Source organism: Candidatus Poriferisocius sp., from assembly GCF_965219775.1.
Lineage (GTDB): Bacteria > Actinomycetota > Acidimicrobiia > Acidimicrobiales > Bin134 > Poriferisocius.
On the sequence record NZ_OZ244793.1, the window covers coordinates 1,133,596 to 1,149,309 of the forward strand.

13 protein-coding genes and 1 other RNA gene are annotated in these 15,714 nt (G+C 70.9%); 4 read left to right on the forward strand and 10 right to left on the reverse strand.

What is annotated here, in order from left to right; all coding sequences use genetic code 11:
• Position 1 precedes the first annotated feature (1 nt).
• On the forward strand, positions 2 to 1,474 hold the full coding sequence (locus ACOQPQ_RS05190; protein ID WP_420638382.1) for a sensor histidine kinase: 1,473 nt from the start codon (positions 2 to 4) through the stop codon (positions 1,472 to 1,474).
• Positions 1,471 to 2,295, forward strand: a complete 825-nt coding sequence (locus ACOQPQ_RS05195; RefSeq protein ID WP_420638383.1) for a GerMN domain-containing protein — start codon at positions 1,471 to 1,473, stop codon at positions 2,293 to 2,295. Before ACOQPQ_RS05190 ends, ACOQPQ_RS05195 begins: the two co-directional genes overlap by 4 nt.
• 77 nt (positions 2,296 to 2,372) lie before the next feature.
• On the opposite strand, the gene ACOQPQ_RS05200 is transcribed toward ACOQPQ_RS05195, so the two are convergent.
• From ACOQPQ_RS05200 to trpD, 8 genes are all read right to left on the reverse strand, one after another.
• Positions 2,373 to 3,404 (reverse strand): 6-phosphofructokinase, encoded by a 1,032-nt coding sequence (locus ACOQPQ_RS05200; RefSeq protein ID WP_420638384.1) that lies wholly within the window; start codon positions 3,402 to 3,404, stop codon positions 2,373 to 2,375.
• 91 nt (positions 3,405 to 3,495) lie between these two features.
• A complete protein-coding gene (locus ACOQPQ_RS05205) occupies positions 3,496 to 4,671 on the reverse strand; it encodes an aminotransferase class I/II-fold pyridoxal phosphate-dependent enzyme (RefSeq protein ID WP_420638385.1) in 1,176 nt (391 codons plus the stop codon).
• Positions 4,672 to 4,680: 9 nt separating this feature from the next.
• Positions 4,681 to 5,136, reverse strand: a complete 456-nt coding sequence (locus ACOQPQ_RS05210) for an SRPBCC family protein (protein ID WP_420638386.1) — start codon at positions 5,134 to 5,136, stop codon at positions 4,681 to 4,683.
• Positions 5,129 to 5,629 (reverse strand): hypothetical protein, encoded by a 501-nt coding sequence (locus ACOQPQ_RS05215; protein ID WP_420638387.1) that lies wholly within the window; start codon positions 5,627 to 5,629, stop codon positions 5,129 to 5,131. The genes ACOQPQ_RS05210 and ACOQPQ_RS05215 overlap by 8 nt, the downstream gene beginning before the upstream one ends.
• A gap of 90 nt (positions 5,630 to 5,719) precedes the next feature.
• Positions 5,720 to 6,862: a glycosyltransferase family 4 protein gene (locus ACOQPQ_RS05220; RefSeq protein WP_420638388.1), complete on the reverse strand. Its 1,143-nt coding sequence runs from the start codon at positions 6,860 to 6,862 to the stop codon at positions 5,720 to 5,722.
• A 3-nt stretch (positions 6,863 to 6,865) separates the two neighbouring features.
• Complete coding sequence (gene queG / locus ACOQPQ_RS05225) at positions 6,866 to 8,014, reverse strand: tRNA epoxyqueuosine(34) reductase QueG (protein ID WP_420638389.1); 1,149 nt, start codon at positions 8,012 to 8,014, stop codon at positions 6,866 to 6,868.
• Positions 8,015 to 8,049: 35 nt separating this feature from the next.
• Complete coding sequence (locus tag ACOQPQ_RS05230) at positions 8,050 to 9,363, reverse strand: NYN domain-containing protein (RefSeq protein WP_420638390.1); 1,314 nt, start codon at positions 9,361 to 9,363, stop codon at positions 8,050 to 8,052.
• A complete protein-coding gene (trpD, locus tag ACOQPQ_RS05235) occupies positions 9,363 to 10,436 on the reverse strand; it encodes an anthranilate phosphoribosyltransferase (protein WP_420638391.1) in 1,074 nt (357 codons plus the stop codon). Before trpD ends, ACOQPQ_RS05230 begins: the two co-directional genes overlap by 1 nt.
• Before the next feature lie 76 nt (positions 10,437 to 10,512).
• On the opposite strand from trpD, the gene ACOQPQ_RS05240 reads away from it, so the two are divergent.
• Together ACOQPQ_RS05240 and rnpB are read left to right on the forward strand one after the other, a co-directional pair.
• Positions 10,513 to 11,952, forward strand: a complete 1,440-nt coding sequence (locus tag ACOQPQ_RS05240) for an FGGY family carbohydrate kinase (protein WP_420638392.1) — start codon at positions 10,513 to 10,515, stop codon at positions 11,950 to 11,952.
• Positions 11,953 to 12,034: 82 nt separating this feature from the next.
• An RNA gene (gene rnpB, locus ACOQPQ_RS05245) (RNase P RNA component class A) lies at positions 12,035 to 12,421 on the forward strand.
• A 56-nt stretch (positions 12,422 to 12,477) separates the two neighbouring features.
• On the opposite strand, the gene ACOQPQ_RS05250 is transcribed toward rnpB, so the two are convergent.
• Positions 12,478 to 13,200 (reverse strand): zinc ribbon domain-containing protein, encoded by a 723-nt coding sequence (locus ACOQPQ_RS05250; RefSeq protein ID WP_420638393.1) that lies wholly within the window; start codon positions 13,198 to 13,200, stop codon positions 12,478 to 12,480.
• Between the two features lie 40 nt (positions 13,201 to 13,240).
• Positions 13,241 to 15,661 (reverse strand): transglycosylase domain-containing protein, encoded by a 2,421-nt coding sequence (locus ACOQPQ_RS05255; protein WP_420638394.1) that lies wholly within the window; start codon positions 15,659 to 15,661, stop codon positions 13,241 to 13,243.
• Between the last annotated feature and the right edge of the window lie 53 nt (positions 15,662 to 15,714).

A 15,714-nucleotide genomic window follows, 5' to 3' on the forward strand; every position in this document is an offset into this window, starting at 1 on the left:
TGTGGCCAACCTGGTGAAGCCCTGGTCGCGGTCGGGCACCGACACCCGCCGCCCAGAACGGCGGGCCCGCTGGTGGCGCCGGGCCGTCTCCCGGGCCCGACGGCTGCGGCTGCGCACCCGCATCATCCTGGCCTTCGTGTTCACCACGCTGTTGCTGTCGGCGTTGCTCAGCGTGACCGTGTTCGCCGTCACCCGTCAGAACCTCCTCAACGGGCGGGAGAACGACGCCCTGGCCACGGTGGGGTTCAACGCCTCGGTGGTCAACCGCCGCCTCAGCCCCGACATCGAATCCGAGGCGCTCCAGAACCTGGTCAGCACCCTGGCCACGCCCGAGGGCTCCCGCCCGGTGCTGCGGGTGGGCGGCGATTGGTTCCAGCCGTCGTTCGAGTTCGAGCAGGGCGACATCAACGAGCGACTCCGCCGGGCGGTGGAGAGCGGCTCCCCCGCCCGGATGCGCTACCGGGTGCGGGACAAGCCCTTCTTCGTGGTGGGCATTCCCATCCCCGGCCACAACGCCTCCTACTACGAGGCCACCCCCCTGGACGAGATCGAGGACACCCTGGGCTCGCTGGGCATCCTTCTGGCCAGCGCGGGCGGAGGGGTCACCCTGGCCTCGGCCGGACTGGGCTTTTGGGCCAGCCGCCGGGTGCTCCGCCCCCTGGTGGACATCGGCGAGGCCGCCCGGTCCATCGCCCACGGCGATCTCAGCACCCGGCTGGAGGCCGGGGCCGACCGGGAGCTCATCGCCCTCACCGACTCCTTCAACGAGATGGTGAGCGCCCTGCAGGACCGCATCGCCCGCGACGAGCGGTTCGCCTCCGAGGTGAGCCACGAGCTGCGATCGCCCCTCATGACGCTCAGCGCCTCGGTGGAGGTGATGAACACCCGCCGGGCCGAGCTGCCGGAACGGGCCCGGACCGCCCTCGACCTGCTCACCGAGGACGTGGACCGGTTCGAGCACCTGGTGGAAGACCTTTTGGAGATCTCCCGTTTCGACGTGGGCACCGCCGAGTTGGACCTGGACGTGTTCAACGTGCTCGAACTGGTGGAGAACGCGGTGGCCGCCACCAGCACGGAGGCCATTCCCATCACCTGTGACCCGGCGGCGGCCCGGGTGCGGGTACGGGCCGACAAGCGCCGGCTGGTGCAGGTGATCGACAACCTGGTGAACAACGCCCAGAAGTACGCCGGGGGGGCCACCGGGATCTTCCTGCGCTACCGCCCCCGGGGCATCGAGATCGCGGTGGAGGACGCCGGACCGGGGGTGGACCTCGACGAGCGGGAGCGCATCTTCGACCGCTTCTCCCGGGGTCGCCGGGCGGGCGAGCGGGGAGCCACCACCGGGGTGGGTCTGGGACTGGCGCTGGTGGCCGAGCACGTACGGCTGCACCAAGGCCGGGTGTGGTGCGAGGATCGGCCCGACGGACGGCCCGGCGCCAGATTCGTGGTGTATCTCCCGGTGGCCGCGCCATGAGCCGGGCCAGAATCCACCGGCAACGGGCTCGGACCCACCGGCAACGGGCTCGGACCCGCCGGCGAGCAGCACGGGCCGCGGTGGCGGCCATGCTGCTGGTGGGCGCGGCCTGCTCGGTGCCCGAGGACAGCCGCCCCCGGGCCCTGGACGAATCGCACGTGCCCGAGGTGCTGGCCGAACCCACCGAGTCGCCCGCACCCACCCCCCTGATCACCCAGGAGGTGCTCATCTACCTGATCGACGAGAACAATCTGCTGGCCCCGGTGGCCCGCAGCGTGGCCAGCCCGGCCCGGGCCACCGCGGTGCTGGAGGCCCTGTTCTCGGCCCCCAACGAGGCCGAATCGGAGCAAGCCCTGTCCACCGCGTTGCCGGCCGACGTGGAGGTGACCTCGGTCAGCGTCGACTCGGCCAACGACCTGGTGACGGTGGCCCTGGAGTCGGAGGTGTTCGAGCAGCGGTTGGAAGGCGAGAACCGCCAGCTCGCCGTGGCCCAGTTGGTGTTCACCGCCACCGCGACCACCAACTCCACCCGATTCTCCCTGCTGCTGAACGACAACCCCGTGCCCCTGCCCACCGACACCGGGGAGAGCGACGTGCCGGTCTCACGCGACGACTTCCATTCGGTGGACCCCGACTACCAGCCCGAACCCGAACCGGAACCCACCGAGAGCCCCACCCCGGCCCCCGACCCCGAACCGACCCCGCCACCGGACACCCCGACGCCCGAACCGACGCCCACCGCCACAACCGAGCCCACCCCGGAACCCACTCCGGAGCCCGAGCCCACCCTGCCCCCCGGCTTCACCCTCGACTTCTCCTAGAGCGGCCAGACCCCACGGCTACGAGGGCTGGTGGCGTCCCCGAGCGTCCCCGGCGGCAGCAGACCCCGAATCCGAAATCAGGGGAAGAAGGCCCGGGCCACGTCGTAGAGGGCGGGGCTGACCGGCTTCAGCTCGGCCACGGCGTCGACCAGCGGCACCCGAACCATCTCCCCGCCCCGGAAGGCCACCATCGTGCCCCAGTCCTCGTCGTGGACGGCGTCGATGGCGGCGATCCCGTACCACGAGCACAGCACCCGGTCGAGCGCGCTGGGGGTGCCCCCCCGCTGCACGTGGCCCAACACCGTCACCCGGGTGTCGAACCCGGTGCGGGCCTCGATCTCGGCGGCCACCGTGTGGCCGATGCCCCCCAGCCGAACATGGCCGAACTGATCGATTTCCGGCTCGGGCAGCTCCATGGTCCCTTCCTTGGGCCGGGCCCCCTCGGCCACCACCACGATGGACGCCCAGCGTCCCCGCTTGTGGCGGGTGATGATGGCCTCGGCCACCGCGGCGATGTCGAAGGGCTCCTCGGGGATGAGGGTGAGCGTGGCCCCTCCCGCGATGCCCGCCCACGTGGCGATGTGGCCCACGTGACGACCCATCACCTCCACCACCATCACCCGGTCGTGCGACTCGGCGGTGGTGTGCAGCCGGTCGATGGCTGCGGTGGCCACCCCCACCGCGGTGTCGAAGCCGAAGGTGAGCTCGGTCAGGCCGATGTCGTTGTCGATGGTCTTGGGCACCCCCACCACGTTGGCCGCCCCGGCGTCGTTCATCGCCACCCCGGCCGACAGCGTGCCCTCCCCGCCGATGACGATCAGCGCGTCGGTACCGGTGGCCTCCATGGTGGCCCGCACCCGCTCGGTCCCGTCGTCGTACATCCGGGGGGACAGCCGGGAGGTGCCCAACACGGTGCCGCCCCGAGGGAGCGACCCCCGCATGCGCTGCACGTCCACCTCGATGAACTCGCCCTCCAGCACCCCCCGCCACCCGTCCAGAAAGCCGATCACGGTGTCGCCGTAGTGACGCTCGGCCTTGCGGGTGATGGCCCGGATCACCGCGTTCAGCCCCGGACAGTCGCCACCCCCGGTCAACACCCCGACCCTCATTGCGGCAAGACCCCGACTCGCACGACGTCAACCCCTCGACTGGCGCTGCACCAACACCGCGACGCTCACCGGCAGCTTCGGGTTCCCCGCGCTACCCGAGTTCGGTCAGCGTCTGGCGGAGCTGGCGGACGGCCTGGGCGGTGCGCTGCTCGTTCTCGATGAGGGCGAACCGCACGTGCCCCTCGCCGCCGGGGCCGAAGCCCACCCCGGGCGACACCGCCACCCGGGCGTCCCGGACCAGCATGGAGGCGAACTCCACCGACCCCATCTGGTGGTAGGGCTCGGGAATCCGGGCCCACACGAACATGGTCCCCTGGGGCGGCTCCACCGGCCAGCCCAGGCGGTTCAGGCCCGAGCAAAGGGCGTCGCGGCGGCCCTGGTAGATGTCGCACACCTCCTTGGGAAAGCCGGGGGCCTCGTTCAGGGTCACGGTGGCGGCGATCTGGATGGGCTGGAAGGTGCCGTAGTCGAGGTACGACTTGAGCTTGGCCAGTGCGGCCACCACCTCGGGGTTGCCCACCATGAAGGCCACCCGCCACCCGGCCATGGAGAACGACTTGGTCATGGAGTAGAGCTCCACGGCCACGTCCTTGGCCCCGTCCACCTGCATGATCGACGGCGGCAGGTAGCCGTCGTAGCCCAGGTCGGCGTAGGCGAAGTCGTGCACCAGCAGCACGTCGTGCTCCTGGGCGAAGGCCACCACCTCGGCCATGAAGTCCAGATCCACACACGCCGCGGTGGGGTTGTGGGGGAACGACAGCACGATGATGCGGGGCTTGGGCCAGGAGTACTGCCACCGCTCCTGCATGGTGGCGAAGAAGTCGGACCCGGTGCTGAGCGGTATCTCCCGCACCTCGGCCCCGGCGAACAGCGGGGCGTACAGGTGGATGGGGTACGAGGGCGACGGCACCAAGGCGGCGTCGCCGGGCTGCAGCAGGGTCCACATCAGATGGGAGAAGCCCTCCTTGGCCCCGATGGTGTTGATCACCTCGGTGTCGGGGTCCAGGTACACCCCGAAGCGGCGGGCGTAGTAGCCGGCCAGGGCCTCACGCAGCTTGGGGATGCCCCGACTGGCCGAGTAGCGGTGGTTGCGGGGGTTGCGGGCCGCCTCGGCCAGCTTCTCCACCGCCACGTCCGGGGACGGGAGGTCGGGGTTGCCGAACCCCAGGTCGATGATGTCGTGGCCCGCCCGGCGACCCTCCACCTTCAGGTCGTTGATGATGGTGAAGACATAGGGGGGCAGGTTGTTGATCCGACGAAACTCCACCGGCCCAACCTACTTTCCGACGGGGGCCTCGGATCGGCGGCGCAAATCCTCCAGGGCGGTGTGCATGATGCGGGCCTCGGCCCGGCGCTTCACGAACCCCGGCAGGGGCATCACCATCTGCACGGCCAGGTGGTAGGTGACCTCGGTGCGGTCGGGCTCGCCGAGTACCGGGTTGAAGCAGTACTCCCCGTCGAGGCGCCGGGTGAGGTCGCCCTGTACCAGCCGCCAGGACACCCGCAGGGGGTTCGACCCGTAGTAGTACTCCAGCAGGTAGGTGGTGCTGCGGCCCATGGCCGCGGCCCGAAACGACACCAGCCCGCCCCGACCGTCGTCGTCTCGCCGGAGAATCTCGGCCTGCTTGACCTCGGTGGCCCACTCGGGATACGACTCGAAGTCGCACACCACGTCGAAGCACCGCTGGGGCGAGGCCTCGATGGAAATGCTCTTGGTGGCCTGGTCAAACATCGTCACCGTTCCTGCGGGGGTCGTGGCGTGGTGGGCTGCGGCCGTCGGTGGGGCGAGGCGGGAATTCGCCGTGGGCGGCTCCCCACGCGCCGGACAGACCCAATGCGTACACGGGCACCAGGATACCGAACGCGGCGGCGGTGTAGGGGCGCGCCGAGGCGGTGGCCAGGGCCACCACCAGCTCCACGACGAGGGCTCCCATCATGGAGAAACGCACCGAACGGGGCGCACAACCGGCCAGAAAATACAGGCCGCCCACCGCGATCACCTGGTGACGGCTGCGCTGCAGGGCCCGCTGGAAGGCCCAGAGCATGGCCCCGCTGCCGACGGCCAGGAGTCCGAGCGACACCACCGCAAAAGGCACGGCCAACGGATCGCCGACCACGGTGATGGCCACCGCCATCACGGTGAAGCCGCCGGTGCCCCACCAGGCGGCCCGCAACACGCCCCGGCCGTCCACCGACGAGGGCACCAAGCGCTCGGGCCATGCCATCAGGGCTTCCCCGACAATCCGGTCACCGACGGACTGCGCATCGACAGATTGGTCACCGACCAGCCGTATACCGACACCCGAGGCACCCCGCTAGGGCTTCTCGATCCGGGCGATGACCTCGGCGATCACCGTGCGCAGGCGTTCGGCCAGGTGGTCGTAGGAGAACTCGGCCACCGCCCGCAGCCGGGACTCCACCCCCATCCGCCCGCGGCGGCCCGGATCCGACAACAGAGCGTCCAGAGAGGCGGTCACCGCGTGCCGGTGGTGGGGCTGATCCACCACCAGACCGGTGCGCCCGTGATCCACGGCCTCGGCCGCTCCCCCGCTTTGGCCGGCCAACTGGGGCACCCCGGCGGCGGCCGCCTCCAGGAACACGATGCCGAACCCCTCCTGCTCCAGGCCCGCCCACCGGCTCCGGCACATCATGGCGAACACGTCGGCACAGCCGTAGAGATCGGGCAGGTCGGCGTCGTCCACCCGGTCGAGCAGCCGGGCCGGGGCCCCGGTGCGACCGATCAGGCGGTCCAGCCGGGCCCGGTCCCGTCCGGCCCCGGCCACCGCCAGGGTCAGGCCGGGGTGGCGGTCGGCCAGGCGGGCGGTGGCCCCGATCAGCACGTCCATGCCCTTGCGGGGCACCAACCGGCTGATGGACACCACCACCGGGTCGTCGGTGGGCAGCCCGAACCGGCGGCGGGCGGCCAGCCGCTGGGCGTCATCCAGGGGTTTGAAGCGGTCCACGTCCACACCGGGGGGCACGATGACCGCGGGCAGCGGGCCCCCGGCGGCCCGCTCGGCCTCGGCCACCGAGTAGCGGCCCGCGGTGATCACCACCTCGGCCCCCCGCAGCACCCGGGCCAGTTGTTGTTTGGCTCCGGGCAGACGTCCGGGCACGGTGACCTCGGCCCCGTGGATGATCACCCCGTAGGGGTGGGACAGCCGGGGAGCCAGTGCCCCCAGGGGCACGGCGGGGTCGTAGAGCACCAATGACGCCCCGATCTCGGCGGCCAGCTCGTTGATCTCGGCGGCCATGGCCTTGGTGGGCAACAGAAACTGGCTGGGCGACCGGATGATCTGGTGGTTCTGCTGGGCGTCCCAGGCGGCGTCACCGGGGTGCGAACGGGTCAGCACGCACACCTCTTCGGGCGGCAACCGTCGCCACAGTTCCCACAGGTAGTTCTGGATGCCGCCCAGCTTGGGCGGGTAATCGTTGGTGACCAACAAATGCCGGGCCATGGCTCACACCGCCGCGGGGACGCCCCGGCCCAGGCGTTCGGCCGCCCAGACGGCGTGGCGCACCAGCATCGGATCGGGGTCGCCGAGGTAGCGGTCGACGGTGGCGGTCACCTCGGGATCGTGGCCCCGACCGGAGTTGCCCAACGCCACCAGGGCGTTGCGCCGCACGTAGCGGGGCTCACGCCTCGGGATGTACCAGCGGCCGAACCGTTCCATCAGCTCCTCGTCGTCCATCCCCAAAAGCGCCACCAAGTCCACCCACGTGGTGTCGGCAGGCTCGGCTCCGGCGTCGGTCCCCTTGGCCTCCGAAGGCTCGGCTCCGGCGTTGGTCCCCGCGGTGTCGGCAACCTCAGCCCCCGCGTCCACCCCCGCGGTGCCCCTAGGATCGGTTGGGCCATCGGCGGTTGTACCCGCCTGCCGATTGGGGGGACACACCTCTTGGCAGTCGTCGCAGCCGTAGATCCGGTCGCCCAGGGCCTCGCGGTACTCCAGGGGGAAGTCGCCGTCGGCCTGCACCAGCCAGGCCAAGCACCGCCGGGCATCCACCACGCCGGGGGCGACGATCGCCTGGGTGGGGCAGCCGTCCAAACAGCGCCGACACGGATCGCACCCGTCCTCGACCGGTCGAGACGGCTCCAGCGCAGCGGTGGTGATCACCGAACCGAGCACGAACCAACTCCCCTGGCCGGGGAGCAAGATGTTGCTGTTCTTGCCGTACCAGCCCAGGCCGGCCCGGTAGGCCGCCTCCCGATCCACCAGGGCGTTGTCGTCGGCCACCACCACCGCCCGATGCCCGGCCTCCCGCAGCACCTCGGCCACCTGGCCCAGGGCGTGGCGCAACACCGCGTAGTGATCCCGGCGGGCGTAGGCGGCCACCCGGCCCACGGCCCGGTCGGGCGCCGGTGGACACGGGCGCCGATAGCCGAGCGCGCCCACCACCAGCGAGCGGGCCCCGCGCAGGGTTCGGGAAGGATCGGTGGAGCGGTCGGGGTTGCGATAAGTGAAAGCCATGCCCCCGTGCAGGCCGGCTTGGCGCCGTTCGACGAGGGTGGCCCGGGTGCCGGTGAACGGGGCGGCGGGGGCCACGCCCACCGCGTCGAGACCGGCGGCCCGCCCGGCTGCCAACACCCGGAACGTATCCACCGAGCTCACCGATGCCGAGCCGCCTGGGGAGGCATCCACCGAACTCACCGATCCTCGAAGCCGGCCCACCCCTGGGGATCGTCCACCTCCAGGCCCATGATCTCCAGCAGCTTGCGGGGGTGGACGAGGTTGGCCCCGCGGTCGCGGGCCCCGCTGCGCACCCGATTGTCCTCCGACACCACCACGATGTGGCGGTTGAGCGGATACTCGTCGCACAAGTCGATGATCACGTCGTCGGCTTCCACGCCCGGCTTCGAGAACCGCTCGGTCACCCCCAGCGAGCGGGCGGTGGTGGGGATGTAGTCGTAGTCGGTGGCGGTGCCGTCGTACACCACCACGAACTCGGCCCCCGAGTAGCGGGAACTCAACTCCCCCAACTTCTGCATCAGGCGGACCCGCTGTTCCCGCACCGGCAGGTCGGTCCAACTCTTGAAGGCCACGTTGTAGCCGTCGATCAGCACTACCAACTCGGGCACCGTGCGGAACAGGTGCTCGGCGGCGTCCACGGTGTCCTTGAGCAGGCCGGGGGGCAGGGGTGCGGGGGTTCGGTGGGTGGGCGGGGGTGGGGGCACGAAGACGGGTTCGTCCTCGAGGGGCAACTCGAAGCCGGCGTCCTGGGCCATGGCCAGGCGCTCCTCGGCGGTGGCCAACCGCTGCTTGAGGCTGCCGGCCTCCTCGTCGTGCTGCTGGCGGGAATCCCGCAGCTCCTTGTTGAGACGGTCGATCTGGGTGCGGGCGTTCTTGAGCTTGGCCTCGGTGCGGGCCTCCCGTCGCTGTACCCGCTCCAGGTTCTTCTCGGCGGCCTCCAATTTGGCGTGGGCCTGATCACGCTGGGACTCCAGCTCCCCGGCCGCCTCCTCGGCGTGGTGGGCGTCGGCCCGGGCCTGAATGGCCTCCGACTTGGCCTGATCCCGCTCCCGGTCGGCCTTGTCGCGCTGCCGCTCGGCCTTCTTCTGGGCCGCTTCGGCCCGGTGCAGCCCCTGCTCCAAGTCGACGAGGCGTTGGGCCTCGGTGGCCAGCTCCGCTTCCCGTTCGGCCTCCTCGGACAGGGCAAGGCGCTCCTGCTCCCAACCCTCGGGGCGGGCCAGCCACAGCCATCCCACCCGACTTACCTCGGATTCCTCGAGGGCCTCGACCACCCGGGTTCGAAACTCCTCGTCGGCCTCCACCACCTCCCGCACCTGACCGAGGGCCCGCTCGGGAAACTTGCGGAAGGCCAGGAGCTGCTTCAGGCGGGCCGGGGGTTCAACCGGTGGCTTCTCCTTCTGGCCCGCTCGGGCCACCTCTACCGCGGCCATCAGTGTTTCTCGCAACTCCTCGGTGGTGGGACTATCGCCCGGTTTCGCTTCCGTACTCATCACTGCTCCTTTCCGGCGGACGCTGCGTGGTTGGTGAGGTGGTTGGTGACGCGGACCACGTCCTCCAGCACCCGGGCCGCCCGGCCGTCGTCGAGGCAGGCGGCGGCCGCTTCGAGGCCGTCGGCCAGCGTGTCCACCACCTCGGCCACCACCAGGGCGGCGGCCGCGTTCAGCATAACGATGTCGCGATGGGGACCGGCCCCACCGTCCAACACCCGCCGCAGGAATCCGGCGTTGTCGGCGGCGTCGCCCCCCACCAAATCGGCGGCGGACGCCGGGGCCAACCCCAACTCGGCCGGATCCACCGTGTGGCGCCCGGTCTCGCCGTTGCGCAGCTCCCAGACGTCGGTGGGGCCGGTGGTGGACAGCTCGTCCAAACCGTCGTGGCCGTGCAGGATCATCACCCGCTGCGACCCGGTGGCCGCCAGCACGTCCAGCATGATCTCGGCCATGGTCCGGTCGCTGGTCCCCACCACCTGGCGGAGCACCCCCGCCGGGTTGGCCAGGGGACCGAGGAAGTTGAACACCGTGGCCACCGCCAACTCCCGGCGGGCGGGTCCGGCGTGGCGCAGGGCCGGGTGGAAGCGGGGGGCGAGACAAAAGCCGAACCCCACCTCGGTCACGCACCGGGCCACCGCTTCGGGGCCGAGGTCGATCACCACCCCCAGGGCCTCCAGCACATCGGCCGACCCGCAGCGTGACGACGCCGACCGGTTGCCGTGCTTGCACACCTTGGCCCCCGCCCCCACCGCCACCAACGCGGCAGCGGTGGACACGTTGATGCTGCCGCTGTGGTCGCCGCCGGTCCCGCAGGTGTCGATCAAGCCCAGCACCGCGGCGTCCACCGGCACCGTCTCCGCCGCCTCCCGCATGGCCGACAGCAGCCCCACCAACTCGTCGGCGGTCTCACCCTTGGTGCGCAGGGCCATCACAAACCCGCCGATCTGGGCGGGGGTGGCCTGTCCCGCCAGAATCTCGGCCATCACCGCATGAGCCGCCTCCGAGGAGAGGCTCCCCCCCGTGGTCACCTGCCGAAAGACGCCGGCCCATCCCCCATGCAGGTCGAGACTCACTCGCTTAGTGTGGACCAATTCGCCGGTGTCGAGACAATCCAGCCGAACGGTCCGGCCCACCCCCAGGAGGTTCCCCATGAAGGTCTGTGTCATCGACGTCGGCACCAGCAGTATCCGCTCGGCGGTGACCGACGGCTCCGGGGTGCGGTGCTTTCGCCAGCAGCGGACCCCGCCCGATATGCCCGAGCCGGGGTTGGTGGAGTTCGACGCCACCGAGATGGCCGAGGTGATCCTGCGCACGGCCACCGAGGTGGTCGACGAGGTGGGCGGGGTGGACGCGGTGGCCGTCACCAACCAGCGGGGGTCGGCCATCGTGTGGGATCGGCGGACCGGTGAGCCGGTGGGGCCGGCGCTGGGCTGGCAGGACCTCCGCACGGTGGGCGAGTGCCTGGCCTGGCAAGCCGACGGGCTTCCCATGGTGCCCAACGAATCGGCCACCAAGCTGGTGTACCTGCTGGACCAGCACGACCCCGACCGCACCCGTGACCTGTGCTTCGGCACGGTGGACACCTGGGCGGTGTGGTGCCTCTCGCAGGGCGCGGCCCACGTGGTCGATCTCTCCAACGCGGCCATGAGCGGGATGCTGGCCGACGACGCCGGGGGCTGGTCCCCCGAGATCCTGGACCGCCTGGGCGTGCCCCCTGGCTGCCTGCCCGAGATCGTGGATTCCACCGGGGTGGTGGGAGCGGCCACCGCCCTGCCGGGGGCCCCGCCCATCGCCGGCATCATCGGCGACCAGCAATCCTCGCTGATCGGCCAACGCTGTGTGCTGGAGGGGCAGGCCAAGCTCACGTTCGGCACCGGTGCCTTCCTCGACGTGTGCATGGGCGGCGACCGGCCCATCGCCGAGAAGCGCAGCGACCGGGGCACCTTCCCCATCGTGGCCTGGCAGGAAAGCGGGGCGGTGGTCTGGGGGGTGGAGGCCATGATGATCGCCGCCGGGTCCAATATGAGCTGGCTGATCGACGACGTGGGCCTGTTGAGCGACGCCTCCCAGTCGGAGGAGATGGCGGCGAGCGTGCCCGACGCCGGCGGCGTGGTGTACGTGCCGGCCCTCTACGGGCTGGGCACCCCGCACTGGGACTTCGGCGCCCGGGGCGCCCTGTTCGGCCTGACCGGGGGCACTACCGCGGCCCACATCGTGCGGGCCGTGTTCGAGGGCGTGGCCCAGCGGGCCGCCGACTTGGTGGAGGCGGCCGAGGCCGACAGCGGCCACCGGCTGGAGCGGCTGCGGGTGGACGGGGGGATGTCGCAGAACCCGGTGTTCACCCAGATCCTGGCCGACACCCTGGGGCGCACGGTGGAGTTGTGCCCGGTGCCCGAGGGCACCGCCCTGGGGGCGGCGGTGTTGGCCGGACGGGCGCTGGGGGAATGGTCGAGTTGGCAGGAGGTGGCCGACACGTGGTCGCCCCGGGCAGTGGTCGAACCGGCCGAGGGCGTGGACCGCGATCGCTGGCACGACGCGGTGGGCCGGGCCGCCCGCTGGTACCCGGAACTCTCCGACATCGGACTGTGATCTGCTGTTGGTCCAAGCCGCCTTGCGTCCGGGCCAAACCCTCTCGCATCCCGGAGACCTGCCTGGCAGACTGGGGGCACGGTGAGTCGGCCGGGTGGCCGCGGCGTCGTCGTTTCGGTACCGGGTGTCCGGCCACCGGAGGGCGACGCTGAGGAAGGTCGGGACTCCAGAGGGCAACGGTGCTGGCGTGAGCCAGTCGGGGCGACTCGAAGGAAAGTGCCACAGAGAACAGACCGCCGATGGCCCGGACCTCCGGGCACAGGCAAGGGTGAAACGGTGCGGTAAGAGCGCACCAGGGACCGGGGCGACCCGGTTCGCTCGGTAAACCCCACCGGGAGCAAGGCCAAGCAGGGGGCACGGTGGCCCACCGCCCCGCCAGGGGCAACCCCCGGGTAGGCCGCAAAGATGGATGGCCACCCACGGTCCGAAAGGACCCGGACAGAATCCCGCCTACAGGCCGACTCACCGTCTCGGGCCGTCAGGGCCTTGACCACCAGGCCAAGGGTGCGTCCGGGAGTCCTTCGGTCAGGTGCGCACCAGGATGCGGCCGCATTCCTCGCAGTGGCACAACTCGTCGGCCGGGGCGTGGCGCAGCCGATCCAGCTCCATGGCCGACAGCCCCAGGTGGCATCCCTCGCACGTGCCGTCGCGCAGCCGGGCCACCGCCACCCCGCCCATCCGGGCCCGCAGATCCTCGTAGCTGGCCAGCGCCGCCTCGGAGATGGTGGCCGTCACCGAGGAACGGGCCTCGGTCTCCTGGTCGATCTCCGACCGGACCACCGCCTCGGCGGCCGACAGAGCCTGCTGGGCGGCGGACACCTCGGCTTCGGCGGCCTCCAGGTCGGCGGCGAGGGCGGCCAGTTGGCCGTCCAACGCCTCGATGGCCTCCATCAACTCCAGGGCCGCGCTTTCGGTGTCGGAGCGGCGGGCCCGCAGACCGTCCACCTCCTGTTGGAGGGCCAACAGCTCCCGGGTGCCGGTCACCTCCCCCGAGTACAGCTTGTCGTTCTCCCGGGTGATCCGATCCTCCAGGGCGGCCAGCTCGTCCTCGTTGCGCTTGAGGTTCCGCTGCTGTTCGATGCGCTGCACCTGCAACGCCTCCCGCCGGTCGTGAATCCGTTGGCAGGCCTGCTCGCCGGCGGCCAGCGAGTCCCGCTCGGCCAGGGTGTCGAAGCGATGACGAAGCTGGTCGAGCCGGGAGTCGTGATCCTGCACCGACAACAGCCGCTGGAATTGATCGTCGCTCACGCCGCGATCTTAGGGTCCAATCGGCCCGCCGCCACCGGTGTCAGCCGTCGGACGGGCCGCCGGCCTGAGCCCCATCGCCCGCTTGAACCCCATCGGCGGGGTCGGAGCCATCGGCGAGGTCAGGCCCGTCGCCGGCGTCAGGAGCCGGGTTGATCTCGGGGTCGTCCTCCTCCGACGGGGTCACCGGGGGCGACGCCGTGCCCACGCAGGTGTCGGCGATGCCGTCGTCGTCGGCATCCAGCGGGATTTGGCCGTCGGGGCATTCCACCTCGATGGGCGACGGCGTGCCGCAGTACAGGGGGAAGGGCTCACCCCCCTCCTCGGCGAACTCGCTCAAACCACACGGTTCGATACCCCCGGTGGTGGCCAGGTTCACGCAGGTGTCGTGGGCCCCGTCCCCGTCGTTGTCCACCGGCACCAGAACCGGGGTCGGGGCCCCGTCCTCGGCACCCTCCGGTTGGTCGGACGGCGGTGTCTCGCAGGGGGTGCCCACGGTGAACACGTCCTCCAGCTCGATGAGCTCGCTCAACCGGGGCTCGCCGGGGCAGCCGGGGAAGTCCACCGACTCCCGGCCCTGGTGGTAGTCGGCCATGAAGCGGCCCCAGGCCACCGTGGGGTAGGAGCTGCCGGTCACCCGGCGCATGGGGATGCGTTCGTTGGGGTTGCCCAGCCACACCGCGGTGGCCAGGTGGGGGGTAAACCCCACGAACCAGGCGTCGGCCGACTCCTCGGTGGTGCCGGTCTTGCCCGCCGCGGTCTGGGCAGGCAGTTGCCCCCGCCGGCCGGTGCCGTTGATCACGTTGTTCTCCAGCACGTCGGTGGCCCAACAGGCCGAGCGTTGCGACACCACCCGCTCCCCCGACAGCTCGTGGCGGTACAACACGTTGCCCTGGCGATCCAGAATGCGCTCGATGAAGTAGGGCTGGTAGCGAATCCCGCCGGTGGCCAGCACCCCGTAGGCCGAGGCCATGTCGATGGGATGCACCTCCTCGGACCCCAACGGGAGCGACGCCACCGGGTCCAGCTCGGTGGTCACGCCCATCCTGGCCGCGGTGTCGACCACCGGCTGCACGCCCGCCACCCGGCCCAGGCGCAAGAAGGCGCAGTTGGACGACACCCGAATCTGGTTGGTGATGGTGTCCACCTGGCCGGGCGAACCGGCGAAGTTGTTGGCCACGTAGGGGTCGGGCACCCCGCCGGGATTGGGGATCTGGCAGGGCCCCCGCCCGCTGATGGTGTCGCCGGGCTGATAGCCCTGCTCGAACAGGGCCATCATCACGAACGTCTTGAACGCCGAGCCCGGCTGGCGGGTGCCCTGGGTGGCCAGGTTGAACTCCTGGTCCTGTTGGGCGAAGCCCGGTCCGCCCACCACCGCTCGCACCGCCCCGGTGTCGGGCTCCAGGGCCACCAGGGCCATGGTGGCCTCCACGCCGCCGTGATCGCCCTGGCGGTACTCGGCCAAGGTGGTGGCCACCGCGTTCTCGGCCTGCTGCTGGGCCACCGGGTCGAAGGTGGTGTGGATGCTGAGGCCGCCGTTGAACACCAGGTTGAAGCGGTCCTCGGCGCTGCCGCCCAAGTAGCGGGGGTCGTCCAGGAGCTGTTGCTTCACCTCCTCCACGAAGTAACTCTTGGGGGGCAGCTCGATCTCGTTGACCTCGGTGGGCAGGGGCTGGAGGTGGAAGGCGTCGGCCTGGTCCTGGGTGAGGTAGCCCAGCACGGCCAGCCGGTTCAGCACGATGCGTCGCTGCCGCAGAGCCCGCACGGGATTGTTGATGGGGTCGTAGCGGCTGGGGTTGCTGATGAGCGCGGCCAGAAGCGCCGCCTCCCCCCAGCCCAGGTCCTCGGCGTCCAGCCCCCAGTAGACCTCGGCGGCGGCCTGCACCCCGTAGGCCCCCTGACCGAAGTACACGGTGTTGAGATAGAGGTGGAGGATGTCGTCCTTTTCCATCTCCCGCTCCAGGCGCTTGGCCATGGCCATCTCCTGCAGCTTGCGCTCGGCCTCCACCCTGTTGCCCACCACCAGGTTCTTGATGAGCTGCTGGGTGATGGTGGAGCCGCCCTGGGTGATGCCCCCGGCCCCCACGTTCTCGAGGCCGGCCCGGAAGACCGCGCTCAGGTCGATGCCCGTGTGCAGGTAGAAGTTCTCGTCCTCGATGGCCACGATGGCGTGCTTGACCGGCTGGGAGATGTCGTCCAGCTCCACCAGCACCCGGTTCTCCACGTAGCTGAACACGTCGATGATCTGGCGGTTGGCGTCGTAGACGTAGGAGCGGATGGCCAGCTCGTCCAGGCTCACGTCCTCGGTCAGGTTCACTTCCACCGGGGTCGACTCCCACGACCGCAGCACGTCGGCCGCGGGAGGCCACGCCACGAACAAGGTGGCGGCCAGGGCCAACGCCAGCATGGGTATGAGCACCGCCAGCCGCACCAGATGGGACAGCCACCGCAGGAAGTCCTTCACCAGACCCCCCACGCTACCGGCCCGGCCCTCGGGCCAGGTCGCACCCCCTCGCC

What these genes read in the sequence shown, in the direction of transcription:
- ACOQPQ_RS05195 (WP_420638383.1), top strand. Translation starts at nt 1,471, where the DNA reads ATGAGCCGGGCCAGAATCCACCGGCAACGGGCTCGGACCCACCGGCAA.
- ACOQPQ_RS05200 (WP_420638384.1), bottom strand. Translation starts at nt 3,404, where the DNA reads ATGAGGGTCGGGGTGTTGACCGGGGGTGGCGACTGTCCGGGGCTGAAC.
- ACOQPQ_RS05210 (WP_420638386.1), bottom strand. Translation starts at nt 5,136, where the DNA reads ATGTTTGACCAGGCCACCAAGAGCATTTCCATCGAGGCCTCGCCCCAG.
- ACOQPQ_RS05215 (WP_420638387.1), bottom strand. Translation starts at nt 5,629, where the DNA reads ATGGCATGGCCCGAGCGCTTGGTGCCCTCGTCGGTGGACGGCCGGGGC.
- ACOQPQ_RS05220 (WP_420638388.1), bottom strand. Translation starts at nt 6,862, where the DNA reads ATGGCCCGGCATTTGTTGGTCACCAACGATTACCCGCCCAAGCTGGGC.
- ACOQPQ_RS05230 (WP_420638390.1), bottom strand. Translation starts at nt 9,363, where the DNA reads ATGAGTACGGAAGCGAAACCGGGCGATAGTCCCACCACCGAGGAGTTG.
- ACOQPQ_RS05240 (WP_420638392.1), top strand. Translation starts at nt 10,513, where the DNA reads ATGAAGGTCTGTGTCATCGACGTCGGCACCAGCAGTATCCGCTCGGCG.